16 protein-coding genes are annotated in these 14,658 nt (G+C 60.3%); 10 read left to right on the top strand and 6 right to left on the bottom strand.

What is annotated here, in order from left to right; all coding sequences use genetic code 11:
- Positions 1-39 precede the first annotated feature (39 nt).
- From QWI75_RS06455 to QWI75_RS06440, 4 genes are all read right to left on the bottom strand, one after another.
- A complete protein-coding gene (locus tag QWI75_RS06455; RefSeq protein ID WP_289267876.1) occupies positions 40-1,194 on the bottom strand; it encodes a lipase family protein in 1,155 nt (384 codons plus the stop codon).
- 698 nt (positions 1,195-1,892) lie between these two features.
- Entirely contained in the window at positions 1,893-2,291 is a 399-nt protein-coding gene (locus QWI75_RS06450; RefSeq protein WP_289267875.1) for a nuclear transport factor 2 family protein, read from the bottom strand.
- Positions 2,292-2,439: 148 nt separating this feature from the next.
- Complete coding sequence (locus QWI75_RS06445) at positions 2,440-2,727, bottom strand: hypothetical protein (RefSeq protein ID WP_289267874.1); 288 nt, start codon at positions 2,725-2,727, stop codon at positions 2,440-2,442.
- Positions 2,728-2,796: 69 nt separating this feature from the next.
- On the bottom strand, positions 2,797-3,687 hold the full coding sequence (locus tag QWI75_RS06440) for a DMT family transporter (protein WP_289267873.1): 891 nt from the start codon (positions 3,685-3,687) through the stop codon (positions 2,797-2,799).
- Between the two features lie 145 nt (positions 3,688-3,832).
- Here QWI75_RS06440 and QWI75_RS06435 point away from each other — a divergent pair, with 145 nt between their 5' ends.
- Positions 3,833-4,234, top strand: coding sequence for a hypothetical protein (locus QWI75_RS06435; protein ID WP_289267872.1), 402 nt, complete (start codon positions 3,833-3,835; stop codon positions 4,232-4,234).
- Here the strand turns inward: QWI75_RS06435 and QWI75_RS06430 are convergent, their stop codons facing one another.
- Positions 4,235-4,897 (bottom strand): O-methyltransferase, encoded by a 663-nt coding sequence (locus tag QWI75_RS06430; protein WP_289267871.1) that lies wholly within the window; start codon positions 4,895-4,897, stop codon positions 4,235-4,237.
- An 85-nt stretch (positions 4,898-4,982) separates the two neighbouring features.
- Between QWI75_RS06430 and QWI75_RS06425 the strand changes: the two genes are divergently transcribed.
- Positions 4,983-6,515, top strand: a complete 1,533-nt coding sequence (locus QWI75_RS06425; protein WP_289267870.1) for a carboxypeptidase M32 — start codon at positions 4,983-4,985, stop codon at positions 6,513-6,515.
- 89 nt (positions 6,516-6,604) lie between these two features.
- Here the strand turns inward: QWI75_RS06425 and QWI75_RS06420 are convergent, their stop codons facing one another.
- Positions 6,605-7,168 (bottom strand): hypothetical protein, encoded by a 564-nt coding sequence (locus QWI75_RS06420; RefSeq protein WP_289267869.1) that lies wholly within the window; start codon positions 7,166-7,168, stop codon positions 6,605-6,607.
- A 207-nt stretch (positions 7,169-7,375) separates the two neighbouring features.
- On the opposite strand from QWI75_RS06420, the gene QWI75_RS06415 reads away from it, so the two are divergent.
- The 8 genes from QWI75_RS06415 (at position 7,376) to QWI75_RS06380 (ending at position 14,525) form a co-directional block, all read left to right on the top strand.
- Positions 7,376-7,825: a Fur family transcriptional regulator gene (locus QWI75_RS06415; protein ID WP_289267868.1), complete on the top strand. Its 450-nt coding sequence runs from the start codon at positions 7,376-7,378 to the stop codon at positions 7,823-7,825.
- Between the two features lie 53 nt (positions 7,826-7,878).
- A complete protein-coding gene (locus QWI75_RS06410) occupies positions 7,879-8,937 on the top strand; it encodes an extracellular solute-binding protein (RefSeq protein ID WP_289267867.1) in 1,059 nt (352 codons plus the stop codon).
- 12 nt (positions 8,938-8,949) lie between these two features.
- Positions 8,950-10,539, top strand: a complete 1,590-nt coding sequence (locus tag QWI75_RS06405; RefSeq protein ID WP_289267866.1) for an ABC transporter permease — start codon at positions 8,950-8,952, stop codon at positions 10,537-10,539.
- A 21-nt stretch (positions 10,540-10,560) separates the two neighbouring features.
- Positions 10,561-11,757, top strand: a complete 1,197-nt coding sequence (locus tag QWI75_RS06400; protein WP_289267865.1) for an ABC transporter ATP-binding protein — start codon at positions 10,561-10,563, stop codon at positions 11,755-11,757.
- Positions 11,758-11,995: 238 nt separating this feature from the next.
- Complete coding sequence (gene exbB / locus QWI75_RS06395) at positions 11,996-12,421, top strand: TonB-system energizer ExbB (protein WP_289267864.1); 426 nt, start codon at positions 11,996-11,998, stop codon at positions 12,419-12,421.
- A complete protein-coding gene (locus QWI75_RS06390) occupies positions 12,411-12,791 on the top strand; it encodes an ExbD/TolR family protein (RefSeq protein ID WP_289267863.1) in 381 nt (126 codons plus the stop codon). The genes exbB and QWI75_RS06390 overlap by 11 nt, the downstream gene beginning before the upstream one ends.
- 5 nt (positions 12,792-12,796) lie before the next feature.
- A complete protein-coding gene (locus QWI75_RS06385) occupies positions 12,797-13,921 on the top strand; it encodes an energy transducer TonB (protein ID WP_289267862.1) in 1,125 nt (374 codons plus the stop codon).
- A gap of 154 nt (positions 13,922-14,075) precedes the next feature.
- Positions 14,076-14,525, top strand: a complete 450-nt coding sequence (locus QWI75_RS06380; RefSeq protein WP_289267861.1) for a hypothetical protein — start codon at positions 14,076-14,078, stop codon at positions 14,523-14,525.
- Positions 14,526-14,658 lie beyond the last annotated feature (133 nt).

Raw genomic sequence — 14,658 nt, 5'->3', positions numbered from 1 at the left:
TGGCTTTGCAGCCGTATTAACGCAAGACCCGCCCCCAAGTCACATCCTTACCGCAGAATCCTTCATAACTTGTTCGAGCCAATACGCAACGCTGGCTCGCGTTGATGGGAATTCATGAAGGGAATGTGTGAACTGCTCCTTCTCGATATCAGACAGGGAGAGCATATCGACGAAAGAACTTGTAGCTGGGGGCAATACCTCTGACTGAACGTCTCCAAACCCTGAGTAGTCCAGAATCTCCGGCCCCATTGCAACTGCCAGGAGAAGCGCTGTAATCATGTAGGTTAGATACCAAAAGAACATGAAAAACAGACCTACCAGTAGCCAGCTCTCCCATATGGAGTACCACTGCTTACCCAGGATACTATAAATAACCGCTACCCCAAAGACACCGAAGCTTAATGAACCAACAACCAAGAGTGCGTAACGCCACAACTGTCTCGCCACAAAGTCAAATGCCAGTGTAAGTCCTATCGCCATTGAGGCTTCGTCTCTTGGTGCCCGAATAGCGATCAACGGACATGGGTACTTCGGTTCAACCGGTTGGCCAATCATTAGATCGCGAAACAATTCGCGCCTAGTTCGAAGAGTTGTCAAACTAAGCATGGAAAGGAGAAGAAAGGAAGTCACGAATGCCACATGACCAAATTGCCACCAAGTTGCCAAGGATAGAGGGAATAGATATTTCACGAAAATCGACGAGAGGTAAAGATTTGGTAGGAATTCGACTTTACGCGCCCCACGACGATGGGGACGCCATACCAGGAAAGGAGTTGCGAGGGTGATAATTCCCGCAAGCGGGTTTGTCACCGCGCTACCGTCCTCCGAGTATGTTTGCACGATGGGCCTATTCGGATTCGCGGTTGCTGCGATCGCGACGGTTCCTCCATGGCTATGTGCCACGATTACGTGCTTAGCTTCTCCCTCTTGACTAAACCATCGTTTTAGATGTTCACGAAGATCATATGCTGCTCGATCACGCGCTTTAAATGAATTGCAACCGTCCCACTTGAATGGCACAAATGCAAGTTGCGCATGAGTTTTTTGTTTCACTGTTTTGCAGAAATCGGAATCTGGCTCATACCAACTGCTACCGGATCCGAATAATCCTCTGAATGGCTTCCAATGCCGCCATCCCCATGGGCCGTTGGGCCACGTACCATGAACTGTATGTATGACTATTTTTTTGGCCACGGCAATAGCCCCGTTCCTTAAACAAGGTTCAGCGAAATAACTCTCGATCTATTTATAAAGACAAGCGCCTCACTGCTACCAACCAATAAGTCTGCTGCAGCTTCCCCGTGCAGCATACCTACAGTACCCTCAACACTCCGCTGGGAGGCAAGTCTACTTGAACCTCGCAAAAAGTACTATGTCACTTTAAACTCGACACGCTCGGTCCTTGAGGACGGCAGGACGATGGGTCCCCAACTGCGGCCGTCGAGCGAGAGTAGCCGGAGTCCGTCCTTTCGCTTTTCCTCTTCTAGCGGCGGTTCGGTCTGCCTTCAATTGCGCGCATCGGACGAGCACCCTTCCGAGGTGTGCGCGTTCTGCGAGCACAGAATGTAGACCGACCGCCACGTCCGCTTCCCTTCAGATCCACCCCCCCCGACTTGCTCCTCTTTCCTGGTCCCTTCCGCTCGGGCGAAGCGGCCATGTAGGCTCCCACTGCGCGTGTCCAACGAGGCCCTTCTGAGGGCGCGCGTTGCACGAGCACACGAGCCTATATGGCCGCTTCAGCCACCCCCCCCCCAGACTGAGTTTCACCCCTTCGCCTTTTTCTACGCTCCTCTATCAGTCTGGTGAGCAGGCTCATGTCCTCCGACTGCGCGCATCGAGGGAGCACATTCCGATCGTGCGGCCTCTGCGAGCACGGGAGGGCATGAGCCTGATCACCCTCCCCCCATCACCGGGCTGCCGTGATGGTGGATCATCAGCCACTCATCCCCCACTCGCTCAAACAGATTCGTCGCCAGGATGCGGGTCTGCACCGTCGTCTCATCCTGCTTGGTGGTCAGGTTCTCCGTGCAAATCACCCAGGCCACATCGCCGGCGACCTGGACCTCGACATCGGTCAGCTCGAACTTCATGTCGAAGGTATGGTTGAAAATCAGCACCCAGGAATCCCGCACCGCCGGCCAGCCGGAGCGGAGTCCCCAGCCCGGGTGGATACAGGTGACATAGTCCTGCTGGAGCCAGATCTTGTCCATCTGCGTGATATCGAGGCTCTCGAAGGCCTCGTAAAACGCCTGGTTGACGCGCGCCACTTCTTCGATCCGTTGTTCGATCATGAGGTCTCCTGGGTGAGGGGCCCCATGATAGCGCAGACTTGCGCGGCGTGGCGAGGCACAAAGCGAGCGACCGTCCGTCGTTACGCCGTTCGACGGACGCAAGGCGGCTGGCCCGCTCAACGAGGAGGGAAGAATTGAAGGAGGAATGCTACCGTGAGGCTGTGGCTTTCGACGGTTTCTTCTTGGTGGGGGGCTGCTCCCGCACCGGTTGGACATTGGCGGGAGCGCTATCCTTGCGCAAGGCATTGATCATCGCCTGGCGCGAGGCGAACGATTTGCCGGCCAGCGGCCCCTTGTCACAGACATAGCCGCTCTTGACCCGATGGCAGTCATGCCGGTCCACCGGCTGAGCCTTCGCCCAGAGACTGTTCGGCAGGCCGACGACCAAAACGAGCCCTGCCATGAACCCTGTTACCAGCATTGTTTTCCTGTCCATACGTCCTCCCGCGTACGTCGTCATGGGAGAAAGTATAGCAGGCGGGTCTTGTCGGCTCGTCCATCTTATCTAGGCGGAGGTTTCCTTGGTCTGATAGCCCACAAGCCACACGCCGGTCAGGATCAGGACGATTCCCAGGGCTTCCCTCGGCCCAACCGATTCCCCCAGGATCAGGGCGGACAGCAACAAAGCGGAAACAGGGATCAGGTTCACAAAGACCCCGGCTCGGGAGGGGCCGACTCCCTGAACCCCAAACAGCCAGGCCTGCTGGCCCAAGGCCGTGGCAAAGACGATCAGGTAGCCGAGCGCCACCCATCCGCCAGAAGAGACCGCGGCCCAACCCTCCTGCATCACTTTTGGGTCGGACCACAACAACGGGATCTGCAGGACGATCGAAATGAGCAGGGTGGTCCAGTTAATGGTCAAGGGCGACAGACGATCCATGACCGATCCGCTCCCGATCGTATAGAGCGCCCAACTGACTAAGCCCAGCAGCACCAGCGTGCCGCCCAGCCAGGGATTGTCGCCTGTGGCGTTCTCCCCGCCTCCTCCCGACACGAGCGCCACCCCGGCAAAGGACAGGGCGCTGCCGGCGGCGACCTTTCGAAAGGGCACGTCCTTGATTAGCAACGACGACAACAGGGCCGTGATGGCCGGACTGGCCCCGATGATCACCCCCGCCGCCGCCGCGCCGATGTAACGCAGCCCGAAGAGGGTCAACAGGTGATTGCCCAGAACGGCCAACCCCAACAGCACCAGCAACCGACGGTCGCGGCCGGCGAGCCGGATCGACCGGCCCTCTTGCAGCCACCAGAGCGGGATCAGGATGGCGAGCGCGCCGAGGCCCCGCAAGACCGACACCTCCACCGCCGAAAACGAGGCCAGGGCATACTTCTGTCCGACGATCGACCCGCCCCAGACCACCGCCGCCAGGGTCAACGAGGCATAGGCAATTGCCACAGAAGGAGAGGCCATGACGCTGGGGATAACAGCGCCATGACGAACCGTCAAGGATTATTTCCGGCCGGTGAGGTGATCACCCGCCTTGACGGGCTTGAGATCCGCGCCTAGTCTTTGATCTAACGTCCCAAGAAAGGAAACGCCGATGAGCCCATTGAACCAACCTCGTCATCCCTCCATCGCGCTTTCGATCGTGCTGGCCTGGGCGCTCGTGGCGAGTGGCTGCAGCAAGGCGCTGATCCATGACGATGTCAAACAGCCCGTCAGCAACGCGGCCCACTGCTCGGGATCGGAATGGATCGACGATTCCTCCCTGGCCGTGCTCCCCATTCCGGTCGTGGCCTTCTTTGTCCCCCACTGGAACCTCAACGACGTCAAGGCGGACGACTACCTCAAACGCTGCGGCGAGCCCTCCAAGCTGGTGAACCGGCATGTCGAAGTGGGCCGGACCGCCTGCATCCCGGCTGCGCTGACCCGCATCATCAGCCTCGGCATCTGGCAGTGGTGCCCGGCGACCATTGCCTGGCGGGCCGACGTAAAGGCCTGATCATTTGATTGAATTCTCGCCCGGCTCCGGCTTGACCACCAGCACGCCGTCCCGAATCGTCAGAAGCACCGCGCTCACGCGTGGATCTTCTGCGACCAGCCGGTTCAGGTCTTGGATGGTTTTGGTCCGGTCGTCCGGCGGAGGCTGCATGAGCACATCCCCCGACCAGAGCACGTTGTCGATCAGGATTACCCCGGAGGGCGCGATCAGCTCCAGTGCCAGCTTGTAGTACTGGATGTAGTTCTGTTTGTCGGCGTCGATGAAGATCAGGTCGAACGGCCCGCGAACCTCCCGCAACGTCTCCAGCGCCGGCCCCTCCCGGATCTTGATCTTCCTGCCGTGCGCGCTCTTCGCAAAATAGCGCCGCGCCACGGCGATCGGTTCGGGGTCGATCTCGCAGGTGATGACCTCGCCGTCCGGCGGCAACACTTCCGCCATTGAGAGCGCGCTGTAGCCGGTGAACATGCCGATCTCCAGCACCCGCCTGGCGACGACCAGCTTGGCCATCATCTTGAGAAACGCGGCCTCCAACGGGCCGACCAGCATCCTGGCCAGCTCCATCGTCCGCTCGGTTTCCTCCCGAAGCTTGCGACAGACCGCCGACTCCTCCATGGAATGTTGTTCCGCATAGGCTTCGATGTCGGAACGCACCAGATCTTCCATTTCAGACCTCCGTTATGAAACACTTTCTTCGGAACACGGCGGGTTCTCGATCAGTTGCTCGCCATCATGCCGGAGGAGGTCGATTGTGGCAACACTCAGCACGCTTGATCCGTTACGCACACAGCTTCTCACGATCCAGCAGATCAACAGCGCGGCTTCATTATTATCCTGGGATATGGAAACCTACATGCCGGCCGGAGGCGGTACGGCTCGGGCCGATCAGATCGCCACCCTGCAGGGGCTGGCACATGATCGCCTGGTATCCCCGGATATCGAGCGGTTGCTCGGCCAGTGGGTGGATCTCCAGACCGGCGAGCTTCAGCCATGTTCCGCAGATTCCTGGGATGAGTCCGCGCGATCGCTGCTCCGCGAAGTGTGGCGGGATTTCAGCCGGGCCAAGAAGCTTCCGTCCGATTTCGTCGTCCGGCTGGGCCGCGAATGTTCCCTGGCCCAGCAGGTCTGGGTTGAAGCCCGAACCAAGAACGACTTCAAGCGGTTTCTCCCGAACCTCACGACCATCCTTGCGCTGAAGAAGGAAGAAGCCGGCTATCTCGGCTACGCCCATTCTCCCTATGACGCCCTGCTCGACCACTATGAGCCCGGTTCCACCGTTGGCCAACTGGCTCCCCTGTTCGAGAAATTGAAAGCGCGGCTGGTCCCCTTGCTCAAGGCCGTGCTGGCCAGCCCGGTGTCGATCGACGACGGCGTTCTTCATGAATCCTACGACCCGGCCCGTCAGGTGGAATTCGGCCGGCTGGTTTTGACCGCGATGGGGTATGACTTCGAGCGAGGGCGCCTGGACCTGTCCGCCCATCCCTTTACGACCTCGTTTCATCCAACCGACGTGCGGGTCACCACCAGAGTGTTCGAGCGGGACCTGGCTTCCTGCTTGTTCAGTTGCATCCATGAAGGGGGGCACGGGCTCTACGATCAAGGATTGGACCCTCGCCATTACGGCACCCCGCTCGGCGACACGATCTCGCTGGGCATCCATGAAAGCCAGTCCCGGCTGTGGGAGAATTGCGTCGGCCGGTCTCGCCCCTTCTGGCGAGGCTTCTATCCGCTGTTGCAACAGACGTTTCCCGAGCAATTGAGCAAGGTGCCGCTCGACCGCTTCTACGTCGCGATCAACAAGGTGCAGCCCTCGTTGATCCGGGTGGAGGCGGACGAGTTGACCTACAACCTGCATATCATGTTGCGGTTTGAAATCGAGCAGGACTTGATCGAAGGACGCCTTAAGCTTGAAGACCTATCGGAAGTCTGGCGCGAAAAAATGAAATCCTACCTCGATGTCGTCCCCGAAACCGATGCGGAGGGCGTGTTGCAGGACATCCATTGGTCGATGGGCGCGTTCGGCTATTTCCCCACCTACACGCTCGGCAATCTCTATTCAGTCCAATTCTTCAACCAGGCCAAGCAGGAGCTGCCGGGGTTGGAACAGGAGATCGAGGCGGGACGGCTCACGGGCCTCCGCCAGTGGCTCGGGCAAAAGATTCATCACTGGGGGCGCATGTTCACCGCCGATCATTTAGTTCAGCGGGTCACGGGCCGCTCCCTTACCCCGGACCCCTGGCTGACCTATGTGGAGCAGAAGTACGGCGAGTTATATCGACTGTAAGTAGGCTGCTCAGGAGAGGAAAGGATCCTGCAGCAAAAGGCTGCGTAAGGACTCCGAACTACTCAGCACTGAGCACTCAGCACTTTTAGTTAGTACCCCATCAATTGATTGAGCTTGGCCAGCGTGGCCGGAGGGAAGGTGAACTCTTCCTTGACCTCGATCCGGTGGGGGACCAGGATCGTCGTGTGAAAGACGATATCGCGAATGGGAATTTTGTGTTCCGGGTTTTCAGGCGTCGTCAGTTCCACATCCTCCACAGACTTGATGATCTGGCTCGTGTCCTGGGGGCCGTAGTGGCCGATGACGGCCTGCATCAGCTCGAACACCTTCTTCTGCGTCTCGTTCGATTCGGTTCCTTTGGTCAGCAACGGGACGACCTCTTCCACCACCTGCTCGGTGACGGCAAAGTTCTCGACCCGCTCCTTTCGTCGCAGCGACATCAGGTCATTGTCGAGGTCCTTGCTGAAGGCGCCATAGGCAAATCGAAAATACTCGAAGTGCAGGGCCCTGATGCCTTTGCTGAACAACTGCAATTCGCAGAGGAAACAGAGTTGTTGCAACTTCACGTCGTTCAGCAGTCCATGCGGCTCCGCAAGGTGCAGCACGTACAGCAGCAGCGCCCGGTCGATGGTCATGTGGCTGGCCTGGCGCATCCCGCATGTCCCTTCCGTTCTATGATCGATCCTGTCGCTACTGGCCCGTCTGGCTGGCAGGAGCGATCCGGCAGGAAAGGGGTGCACTATAACGGCGGCGTCCAGAGGCGTCAACCACGCCGAGCAGGAAGGTGCATCCCGGTTCCTTTGGCTCTGGCTGTCTAGCCTCTTGACCGGATTACCTGTTTCGTTCTTAAATGTCCTGTCATGCCGAATCGATCGCTTACGGCAAAGCCCGTCAAGGAAATGGAGGCGCTCCGGCACCACCTTTCCAAGCACAATCTCAAGCTTACCCGCCAACGCGAGCTGATCTTGATCGAGTTTCTGAAGAAGGAGCACATCACGGCGGAGGAAATGTACCACCAGCTTGCCAAGAAAGATCCCCACCTCGGCCTGGCGACGATTTACCGCACGCTCAACCTCTTCTGTGAAGTCGGGTTCGCGCAGGCCCGGCACTTCGGGTCGCAGACCCAGTACGACAACGTGTCGCACAAGGGCCACCACGATCACCTCATCTGCACCGGATGCGGCAAGATCGTGGAATTCGAAAACGAAGACATCGAGCGGCTGCAGGAGGAAGTGGCCAGTGGACACGGCTTCACCATCAAGACCCACAAACTCGAACTCTACGGCCTCTGTTCCAAGTGCCGGAATTGACCGGCCGCCTTGTTATCGATCACTCACGGACGATGATGCATCCTCTTCAACAGATGTCGAGGCCTGTTTGCGAGAGACGCACCCTGTTCCGACGGCTTCCGTGGCTCTGGGGACTCTGCATCGCGATCTGTCTCCAATCGGCCTCGACCACCGCAGTTTGGGCAGCCGACAAGGACAAGCTGGTGGTCTATTCCGGGAGAGCCGAGCGTCTGATCAAGCCCGTGTTGGACGCGTTCCAAAGCCAGACCGGAATCCAGATTGAGCTGCTGTCCTCCGGCACGACGGAACTGATCAACCGCCTGCAGGTCGAAGGGGACCGAACGCCGGCCGACGTGCTGATCACCAACGATGCGGGCAGCCTCGAACGGGCCCGAGAATTGGGGTTGCTCCGTCCGCTCAGCCTGCCCGAGGTCGACCGGGCGATTCCCTCCCAATACCGGGCTGCCGATCAGAGCTGGATCGGACTCTCCGGTCGGTTCTGGGTGATCGTCTACAACCGGACCCTCGTGAAGCCGGAGGACCTTGCCTCTCTCTTGGATCTCGCCCGGCCGAAATGGAAGGACAAGGTCGCGATTCCGAACGCCGGCAGTGAGTACCTCCAGGCCGGCGTCTCCGTCATCAAGGAAACGTACGGCGATCAGCGGACCAAGGAGTTCCTGGCCGGCCTCAAGCAGAACGCCGGCACGAGGGTCTATGGGAAAAGCTCGCAGATCGTGGACGCGGTCGCCAAAGGCGAGGTCGCGGCCGGGATCGTCAACCACTACTATATCTATCGCCACCTGGATGCCAACCCTTCGGCTCCGATCGCCGCCATCATGCCGGATCAACAGGCCGGCGGGATGGGGGCGATCATGAACGTCGCCGGCATGGGCGTCACCAAGGCCAGCCGTCGCTTGGAGAGCGCCCGTCTGCTGGCAGAGTTTCTCGTCGCCCAATCCGGCCAAAAGCTGTTCGCGGAACTCAATAAGGAATATCCCCTGCATCCGGACGTCAAGCCCGATCCTGCGCTCGTCTCTCGAACCTCCTTCCGGGCATCGCTCGTCCCCCTCGCCAAGCTTGCCGAACTCCGGGAGCCGACGATGGCCCTGATCGAAGACGTCGGGCTTCGGTAGCACACATTATTCATGCCCGCGGCAGTCCTCCGTCGCCACTTGCCGTCGCCCCTCCAACTGCTGGTCCTGCTGATCGCAGGCGCGCTTTCCCTTCCGCTAGGCTATGTGCTGATCCAGGCCGCGACCAGCGAACCGGCCCTGTGGACCCGGTTGTGGCGGACCAGATTACCCGAATTGCTGGTCAACACCGGCTCGCTCGCCGTGACGGTGTCCGCAGCTACGCTGCTGCTCGGCCTGTCTCTCGCCTGGCTCATCACACGGTTTGAGTTTCCCGGACGGCCGGTCTGGGAATGGGCCCTGATCCTCCCGCTGGCGATGCCAACCTATGTGTTGGCCTATGTCTATTCCTACCTGCTCTCAATCGGGGGGCCGATGGATCGGCTCTGGCAGGTGGTTGCGGGACCCGAGAGTCACGTGTTCGCGCCGCAAAGTCTCACCGGCGTCACGCTCGTGATGACGCTCGATACCTTTCCCTTTGTCTATTTGCTCTGTCGCGCCGCCCTGCTGAACATGAACCTCTCCTTCGAAGAGGTGGCGCGGGCCTGCGGCGTCGGCCGCTGGCCGACCTTTTTCCGGGTCACAGTACCGCTCCTCCGCCCGGCGATCTTTGCCGGTCTCTCGCTGGTGGTCCTCTACGTCGTCTCGGACTTCGGCGCGGTGTCGCTGTTGCGCTATCAGACCCTGACCTATGCGGTCTATCAACAGATGACGGGACGGTACAATTACGCCGCCGCCAGCGTGTTGAGCCTGCTGCTGGTCCTCTTTGCGCTCGTGTTCCTCTTGACCGAACGGTGGTTCAGGCGGCGCAGCCGGTTCTACCAGACCACGGGACGATTCCGCCAAGCGGCGCGGCAGCGCCCCGGCCTGGGACGGCGGCTGGGTCTGTTGTTGTACGTCGGAGGAGTCTTCGCCCTATCCTTCGGCATCCCGGCCTGGCTGTTGGTCGTCTGGAGCGCCGGCGCGCTCCAGGAGGGTGTGCTGGACAGCCGCTTCCTCGACTTCGCCTGGAACAGTGTCTTTCTTTCCGCGACGGCCGCAACCGGCGCCGTGCTGCTCGGGACGCCCGTCGCCTATCTCAGCACCCGTCGGCCACATTGGCTCAATCATCTCTGCTTGCACGCCTCCTATGCCGGCTATGTGCTCCCCGGTCCGGTGGCGGCCCTGGCCTTGCTGGTCATTGTTATGGCCTTGGTCCCGGCCTGGTACGGCTCGGTCTCGGTGCTCATCCTTGCCTACATCCTGCATTTCCTGCCGGTCGGACTGCAGTCGTTGGAGCCGGCGATTCAGCAGGTCACCCCGAATCTGGAAGAGGTGGCCAGGAGTCTGGGCAGCACCTTCTGGAGCACCATGAAACGCGTGACGCTTCCGCTCATCCGCAATGGATTTTTCGGGGCTTGGATTCTCATGTTCCTGCAATGTATGAAGGAGCTGCCGGCCACGCTCTTGCTGCGCCCGGTGGGGTTCGATACCCTGGCCGTGCGCGTCTGGCTGGAAGCCAGCGAAGAACTCTATACCTTGGCCGCCGCCCCGGCCCTGTTGATCGTCCTGTTCAGTCTGCCGGCTTTGGGACTCCTGGTGGCGCGGGACTGGCGGGCGAGGTGATTTCTCGTTCATGCAACAGCCATGTCTATGACGTCTGCATCCGACTCGGTATCGCCGCGGGACCGGCCGACCAATAAGGCGACGGAAGAGGGCCAGTCCGCCGACCGCCTTCCGGTCCTGGAGCTTCGCCATGTCTCCTGCGCCTATGAAACCGGTAAGCCGGCCATCACCGACGTCTCCTTGACGGTGGGAGCGGGAGACATCGTTTGTCTCTTGGGACCGTCCGGCTGCGGGAAAACGACGACGCTGCGGGCCATCGCGGGGTTCGAACCGATTGCGGCGGGAGAGATCTATCTGGCCGGCAGGCTCGTGTCCTCCCCGTCCGTCCAAGTGCCGACCGAACAGCGCGGCGTCGGCATGGTGTTTCAGGAATATGCGCTGTTCCCACATCTCCGCGTGGCGGACAATATCGCATTTGGACTGACGAAGCTGGCCGGCGGCCAGCGGAAAGCCCGCGTGACAACCATGTTGGAGTTGACGGGGCTGGCCGGCTTCGAACATCGCTACCCGCATGAACTCTCCGGCGGCCAGCAACAGCGGGTCGCGCTGGCCCGGGCGCTCGCCCATGATCCCGTCGTCCTGTTGCTCGACGAGCCGTTCAGCAATCTGGACCCGGATATGACCTCCAAGATGCGGCAAGAGTTGCACGGCCTGCTGAAACGGACCAAGACCACGACCATTCTAGTGACCCACGACCACGAGGAGGCCTTCGCCATCGCCGACCGGATCGCGGTCCTGAACAAAGGCCGGCTGGAACAGCTCGACAAGCCGGAAATGATCTACCATCTCCCCGCCACTCGCTTCGTGGCGGACTTCGTGGGCCAAGCCGACTTTATCCCGGGCGTCGCACAGGACGGGCGGGTGACCACCGACCTGGGAGATTTTCCCAACCACGAAGGGTTTCCGCCCGGCACGCCGGTGGTCGTCATGATCCGGCCCGACGATATTCGCCTCTCTCCGGATCCGCAGGGGAAGGCCCGGATCCTGTCGCGTCAATTCAGGGGATCGGAAAACCTGTACAGCATTCAGTTGCCGTCTGGCCATCTCATCCATAGCGCCGAGCCCTCGACGGCGATTTATCCGCCGGGAACGTCGGTGGCCTTGCAGATTCAGGCGACCCACACGGTGCTGTTCACGCAACAGGACGGCCCGGCATCGCAGCCGACTGATAGGCCGCAACCTCCGGCGACCGGCGGAACCACCGGAAGCCGGCTCTAGCAGCCTCCACATCGAACGCGAGCATGGTTCCGCCTTCCCTCCCTCCGGACAGTGTCCGCCTGTTCCTCCCTTGGTCCCGACTCGCCACAATGGGCGGCCCGGGCCGATAAGATCGTATTGACTGGGCCTCCACGCCTATGTTATTGATAACAGTTATCAACTTCAGAAGTAGGCCCGCAGCAAGGCTGCGAGTCCTATTGTTCGCTGATGGTCGCTTCGCGAATCGAGGGTACTGGCTATGGAAGTTCTGAAAGAAACGGTCGATTACGGTGTGATTGGTTTGCTCCTTGCGCTCAGTCTTTGGTGCGTCGCGGTCGCCGTGGAGCGATGGCTGTTCTATCGCCAGGTTGATCTGACGCAATTTCCAAACCGCCAAGTCTTTGAGATTGCGCTGACCAAGCGGCTGGTGGTCATCGGGACGGTCGCGGCTAACGCGCCGTACATCGGGCTCCTGGGAACGGTGTTGGGTATCATGTTGACCTTTCACACGATGGGGACCTCGAAGACGATCGCCGTGAGCGCGATCATGATCGGCCTCAGCCTGGCCCTCAAGGCCACCGCCGTCGGCCTGCTGGTCGCGATCCCCTGCGTCGTGATGAACAATGTCCTGAGACGGAAAGTCAGCGAGCTGTTGACGCTCTATCAGGTCCAGCATGGATCGTGAACTGAACCAGATCAACGTCATCCCGCTCGTCGATGTGATGCTGGTTCTGCTGGTGATCGTGCTCACGACCGCGACCTTCATCACGACCGGCCAGATCCCCGTCGATCTGGCCAAGGCGAAAGAATCAGGCGATAAGCAGGACGTCCCGCTGATCGTCACCCTGACCGCGGACGGGCGGCTGTATTTGAACGACCAGCCGGTGCAGGAAGAGGGGGGGGGACTCAGGATTGCGATGAACGGCCATCCCAGAGAATCGCTGGTGGTCGTACGGGCCGATCGCGTGACCATCCTGGACAGGTTCGTGACCGTCGTGGATGAGATTCGCGGCCTGGGGTTCCGTCAGGTCAGTCTTGAGGTCGTCAAGTCATGAGCTCGATGAGCCTGGCTCCGCGCGCCAACGCGGTCCGACATACCCATGGCTGGACCACCTCCGTGCTGGTCCATAGCCTGGCCCTTGGAGCCGCCTTCGCCATGATGACGAACCTCAAGCCGGAGCCCTCCCCGGAAATCTTCCATTGGGAGGTTTCCACGGTGCAGGCGCCGGACCCCCAACCGGCACCGGAACCGACCCCGCCGGCCCGGACCCCGCAGCCCCCGGCTCCGAAGCAGCCTCCCGTAAAGCCCGTGCGGCCTCAACCTGTCGCCCATCCCGTCACCCATGTCGTCAAGACGATCCAGCCCGTCCAACAGATCGTGAGGCACCAGAGCGTGACGGCCGTGCAGCTCCAGACCCCGGTCACCACCTCCACCCCTCAGTCTGTGGCTCCGGTCATCCAAGCGGTTCAGACCGTCGAGCGAACGCAAGAACTGGTCGAGCTGACGTCGGCGGAAACGGTTCCGGTCGCGGCTCACAGCACCGCCGAGGTCAGGGAATCGGCGGAGGTGAAGGAAGTGCCGGTGGTGTCCACACAGTCTGCGAGCCCCGTAGCCAAGGAAGTCGTCACGGAATCCCAGGATGTTGTCACGGAACCTGTGGTCGCGGCGGTCCCGACCCGTCCTGTGGTTTCGCAACCAATCGTCGAGGCGCCTGCCACACAGGCGATCGAAGCGCCGCCCGTCTCCACTCCCACTGTTTCAGAGGTCGCCCAGACGGCGCCGGTCGTCCAACAGCAACTGTCGCCTGTCCAGGAGGCGAAGCTGGTCCCCCAGGCTGTGGGAGAGCCAACTGAGACCAAACAGGTCCCCGTGCGCTCGGCGCCCGCGACGAAGGCGGACTATGGGTGGCTTGTGGAGGCCCTGTGGGGCCGCGTCGAGCAATTGAAACATTACCCGCACCTGGCGCGGTTGAACCGTTGGGAAGGCAAGGTCATCCTGCGGGCCGTGATCAAGGACGACGGAGAGCTGCTTTCAGTCGATGTCGTCTCAAGCTCCGGCCATGCGATTCTGGACAAGGATGCGGTCGAGATTCTGAGGAAAGCGTCGCCGCTGCATTTGAAGCATCCGCTTGGCAAGCCGCAAGTGATGGTTCAAGTGCCGATCAGCTATTCCCTCCGTCGCTAATGGCACGAAAGGGCGTAGGGGTAGGAGAGCCGGTTAATAGAGGGCGTGCACGATTGAATTGGCGCATCATCCAATCTAGGCAGAGTGCAGTGAGAGAACCTTGGTCCTCATTATCATTCATCTTGCAGCAAGCTTGCTGACGTGGAGGGGTAACGTGAGACAGACACGGTTTGTTCGGGCACTTATGGTTCCAGGAATCATCCTTGCGTTCCTGTGCGGTCTCACTGGGACGGCTTCCGCCGAATCGAAGAACGACAAGGTCTTCTCCGCCACCGTGACCGATGCCCAGGGCATCGAGAGCGAGGTCAAGAATGTCCACTTCTACTGGGAGGAGAAGGTCAGCGAAACAGCGTTCGTCCCTCACGAGCTGAGACACGTTCCCGTCAAGCGAGGCACGGCGACCGTGAACGTCAAGTTCGACACGATCAAACAGATCGACATCAAGCCCGCGTCCGACAAAGGGCTCCCAACGCTGCTCATCACCCTGACCAACGGCAAGACCGGCGAATTCGGCCTGGCCATTGATGGGAAGTTCAAAGGGGAGTCCGATTTTGGTGAAGTCGAATTACCAGCCGGCGGTCTCAGGAAGGTGGTCTTCAAGTGAAGTCTGGTTCCACAACCGGGTGCCCGGGCACATGGCACCCGACCGGCTTCATGACAACCTGTCCGCAGCCGCTTTTCTTGCAGCTCACCCTTAACGGTTAGATGTTTCCGAGAGGAGGAAACAATGTGTGAAC

The sequence above is a fragment of the Nitrospira tepida genome, assembly GCF_947241125.1.
Taxonomy (GTDB): domain Bacteria; phylum Nitrospirota; class Nitrospiria; order Nitrospirales; family Nitrospiraceae; genus Nitrospira_G; species Nitrospira_G tepida.
Note: the sequence above shows the minus strand (reverse complement) of the source record. Positions and strands in the feature narration are given on the sequence as shown.

Bases quoted from the DNA above. Each gene is read 5' to 3' on its own strand.
- QWI75_RS06390 (WP_289267863.1), top strand. From the start codon at position 12,411: ATGGATCGTGAACTGAACCAGATCAACGTCATCCCGCTCGTCGATGTG.
- QWI75_RS06420 (WP_289267869.1), bottom strand. From the start codon at position 7,168: ATGCGCCAGGCCAGCCACATGACCATCGACCGGGCGCTGCTGCTGTAC.
- QWI75_RS06415 (WP_289267868.1), top strand. From the start codon at position 7,376: ATGCCGAATCGATCGCTTACGGCAAAGCCCGTCAAGGAAATGGAGGCG.
- QWI75_RS06405 (WP_289267866.1), top strand. From the start codon at position 8,950: ATGCCCGCGGCAGTCCTCCGTCGCCACTTGCCGTCGCCCCTCCAACTG.
- QWI75_RS06430 (WP_289267871.1), bottom strand. From the start codon at position 4,897: ATGGAAGATCTGGTGCGTTCCGACATCGAAGCCTATGCGGAACAACAT.
- QWI75_RS06450 (WP_289267875.1), bottom strand. From the start codon at position 2,291: ATGATCGAACAACGGATCGAAGAAGTGGCGCGCGTCAACCAGGCGTTT.
- exbB (WP_289267864.1), top strand. From the start codon at position 11,996: ATGGAAGTTCTGAAAGAAACGGTCGATTACGGTGTGATTGGTTTGCTC.
- QWI75_RS06435 (WP_289267872.1), top strand. From the start codon at position 3,833: ATGAGCCCATTGAACCAACCTCGTCATCCCTCCATCGCGCTTTCGATC.
- QWI75_RS06385 (WP_289267862.1), top strand. From the start codon at position 12,797: ATGAGCCTGGCTCCGCGCGCCAACGCGGTCCGACATACCCATGGCTGG.
- QWI75_RS06400 (WP_289267865.1), top strand. From the start codon at position 10,561: ATGTCTATGACGTCTGCATCCGACTCGGTATCGCCGCGGGACCGGCCG.
- QWI75_RS06410 (WP_289267867.1), top strand. From the start codon at position 7,879: ATGTCGAGGCCTGTTTGCGAGAGACGCACCCTGTTCCGACGGCTTCCG.
- QWI75_RS06445 (WP_289267874.1), bottom strand. From the start codon at position 2,727: ATGGACAGGAAAACAATGCTGGTAACAGGGTTCATGGCAGGGCTCGTT.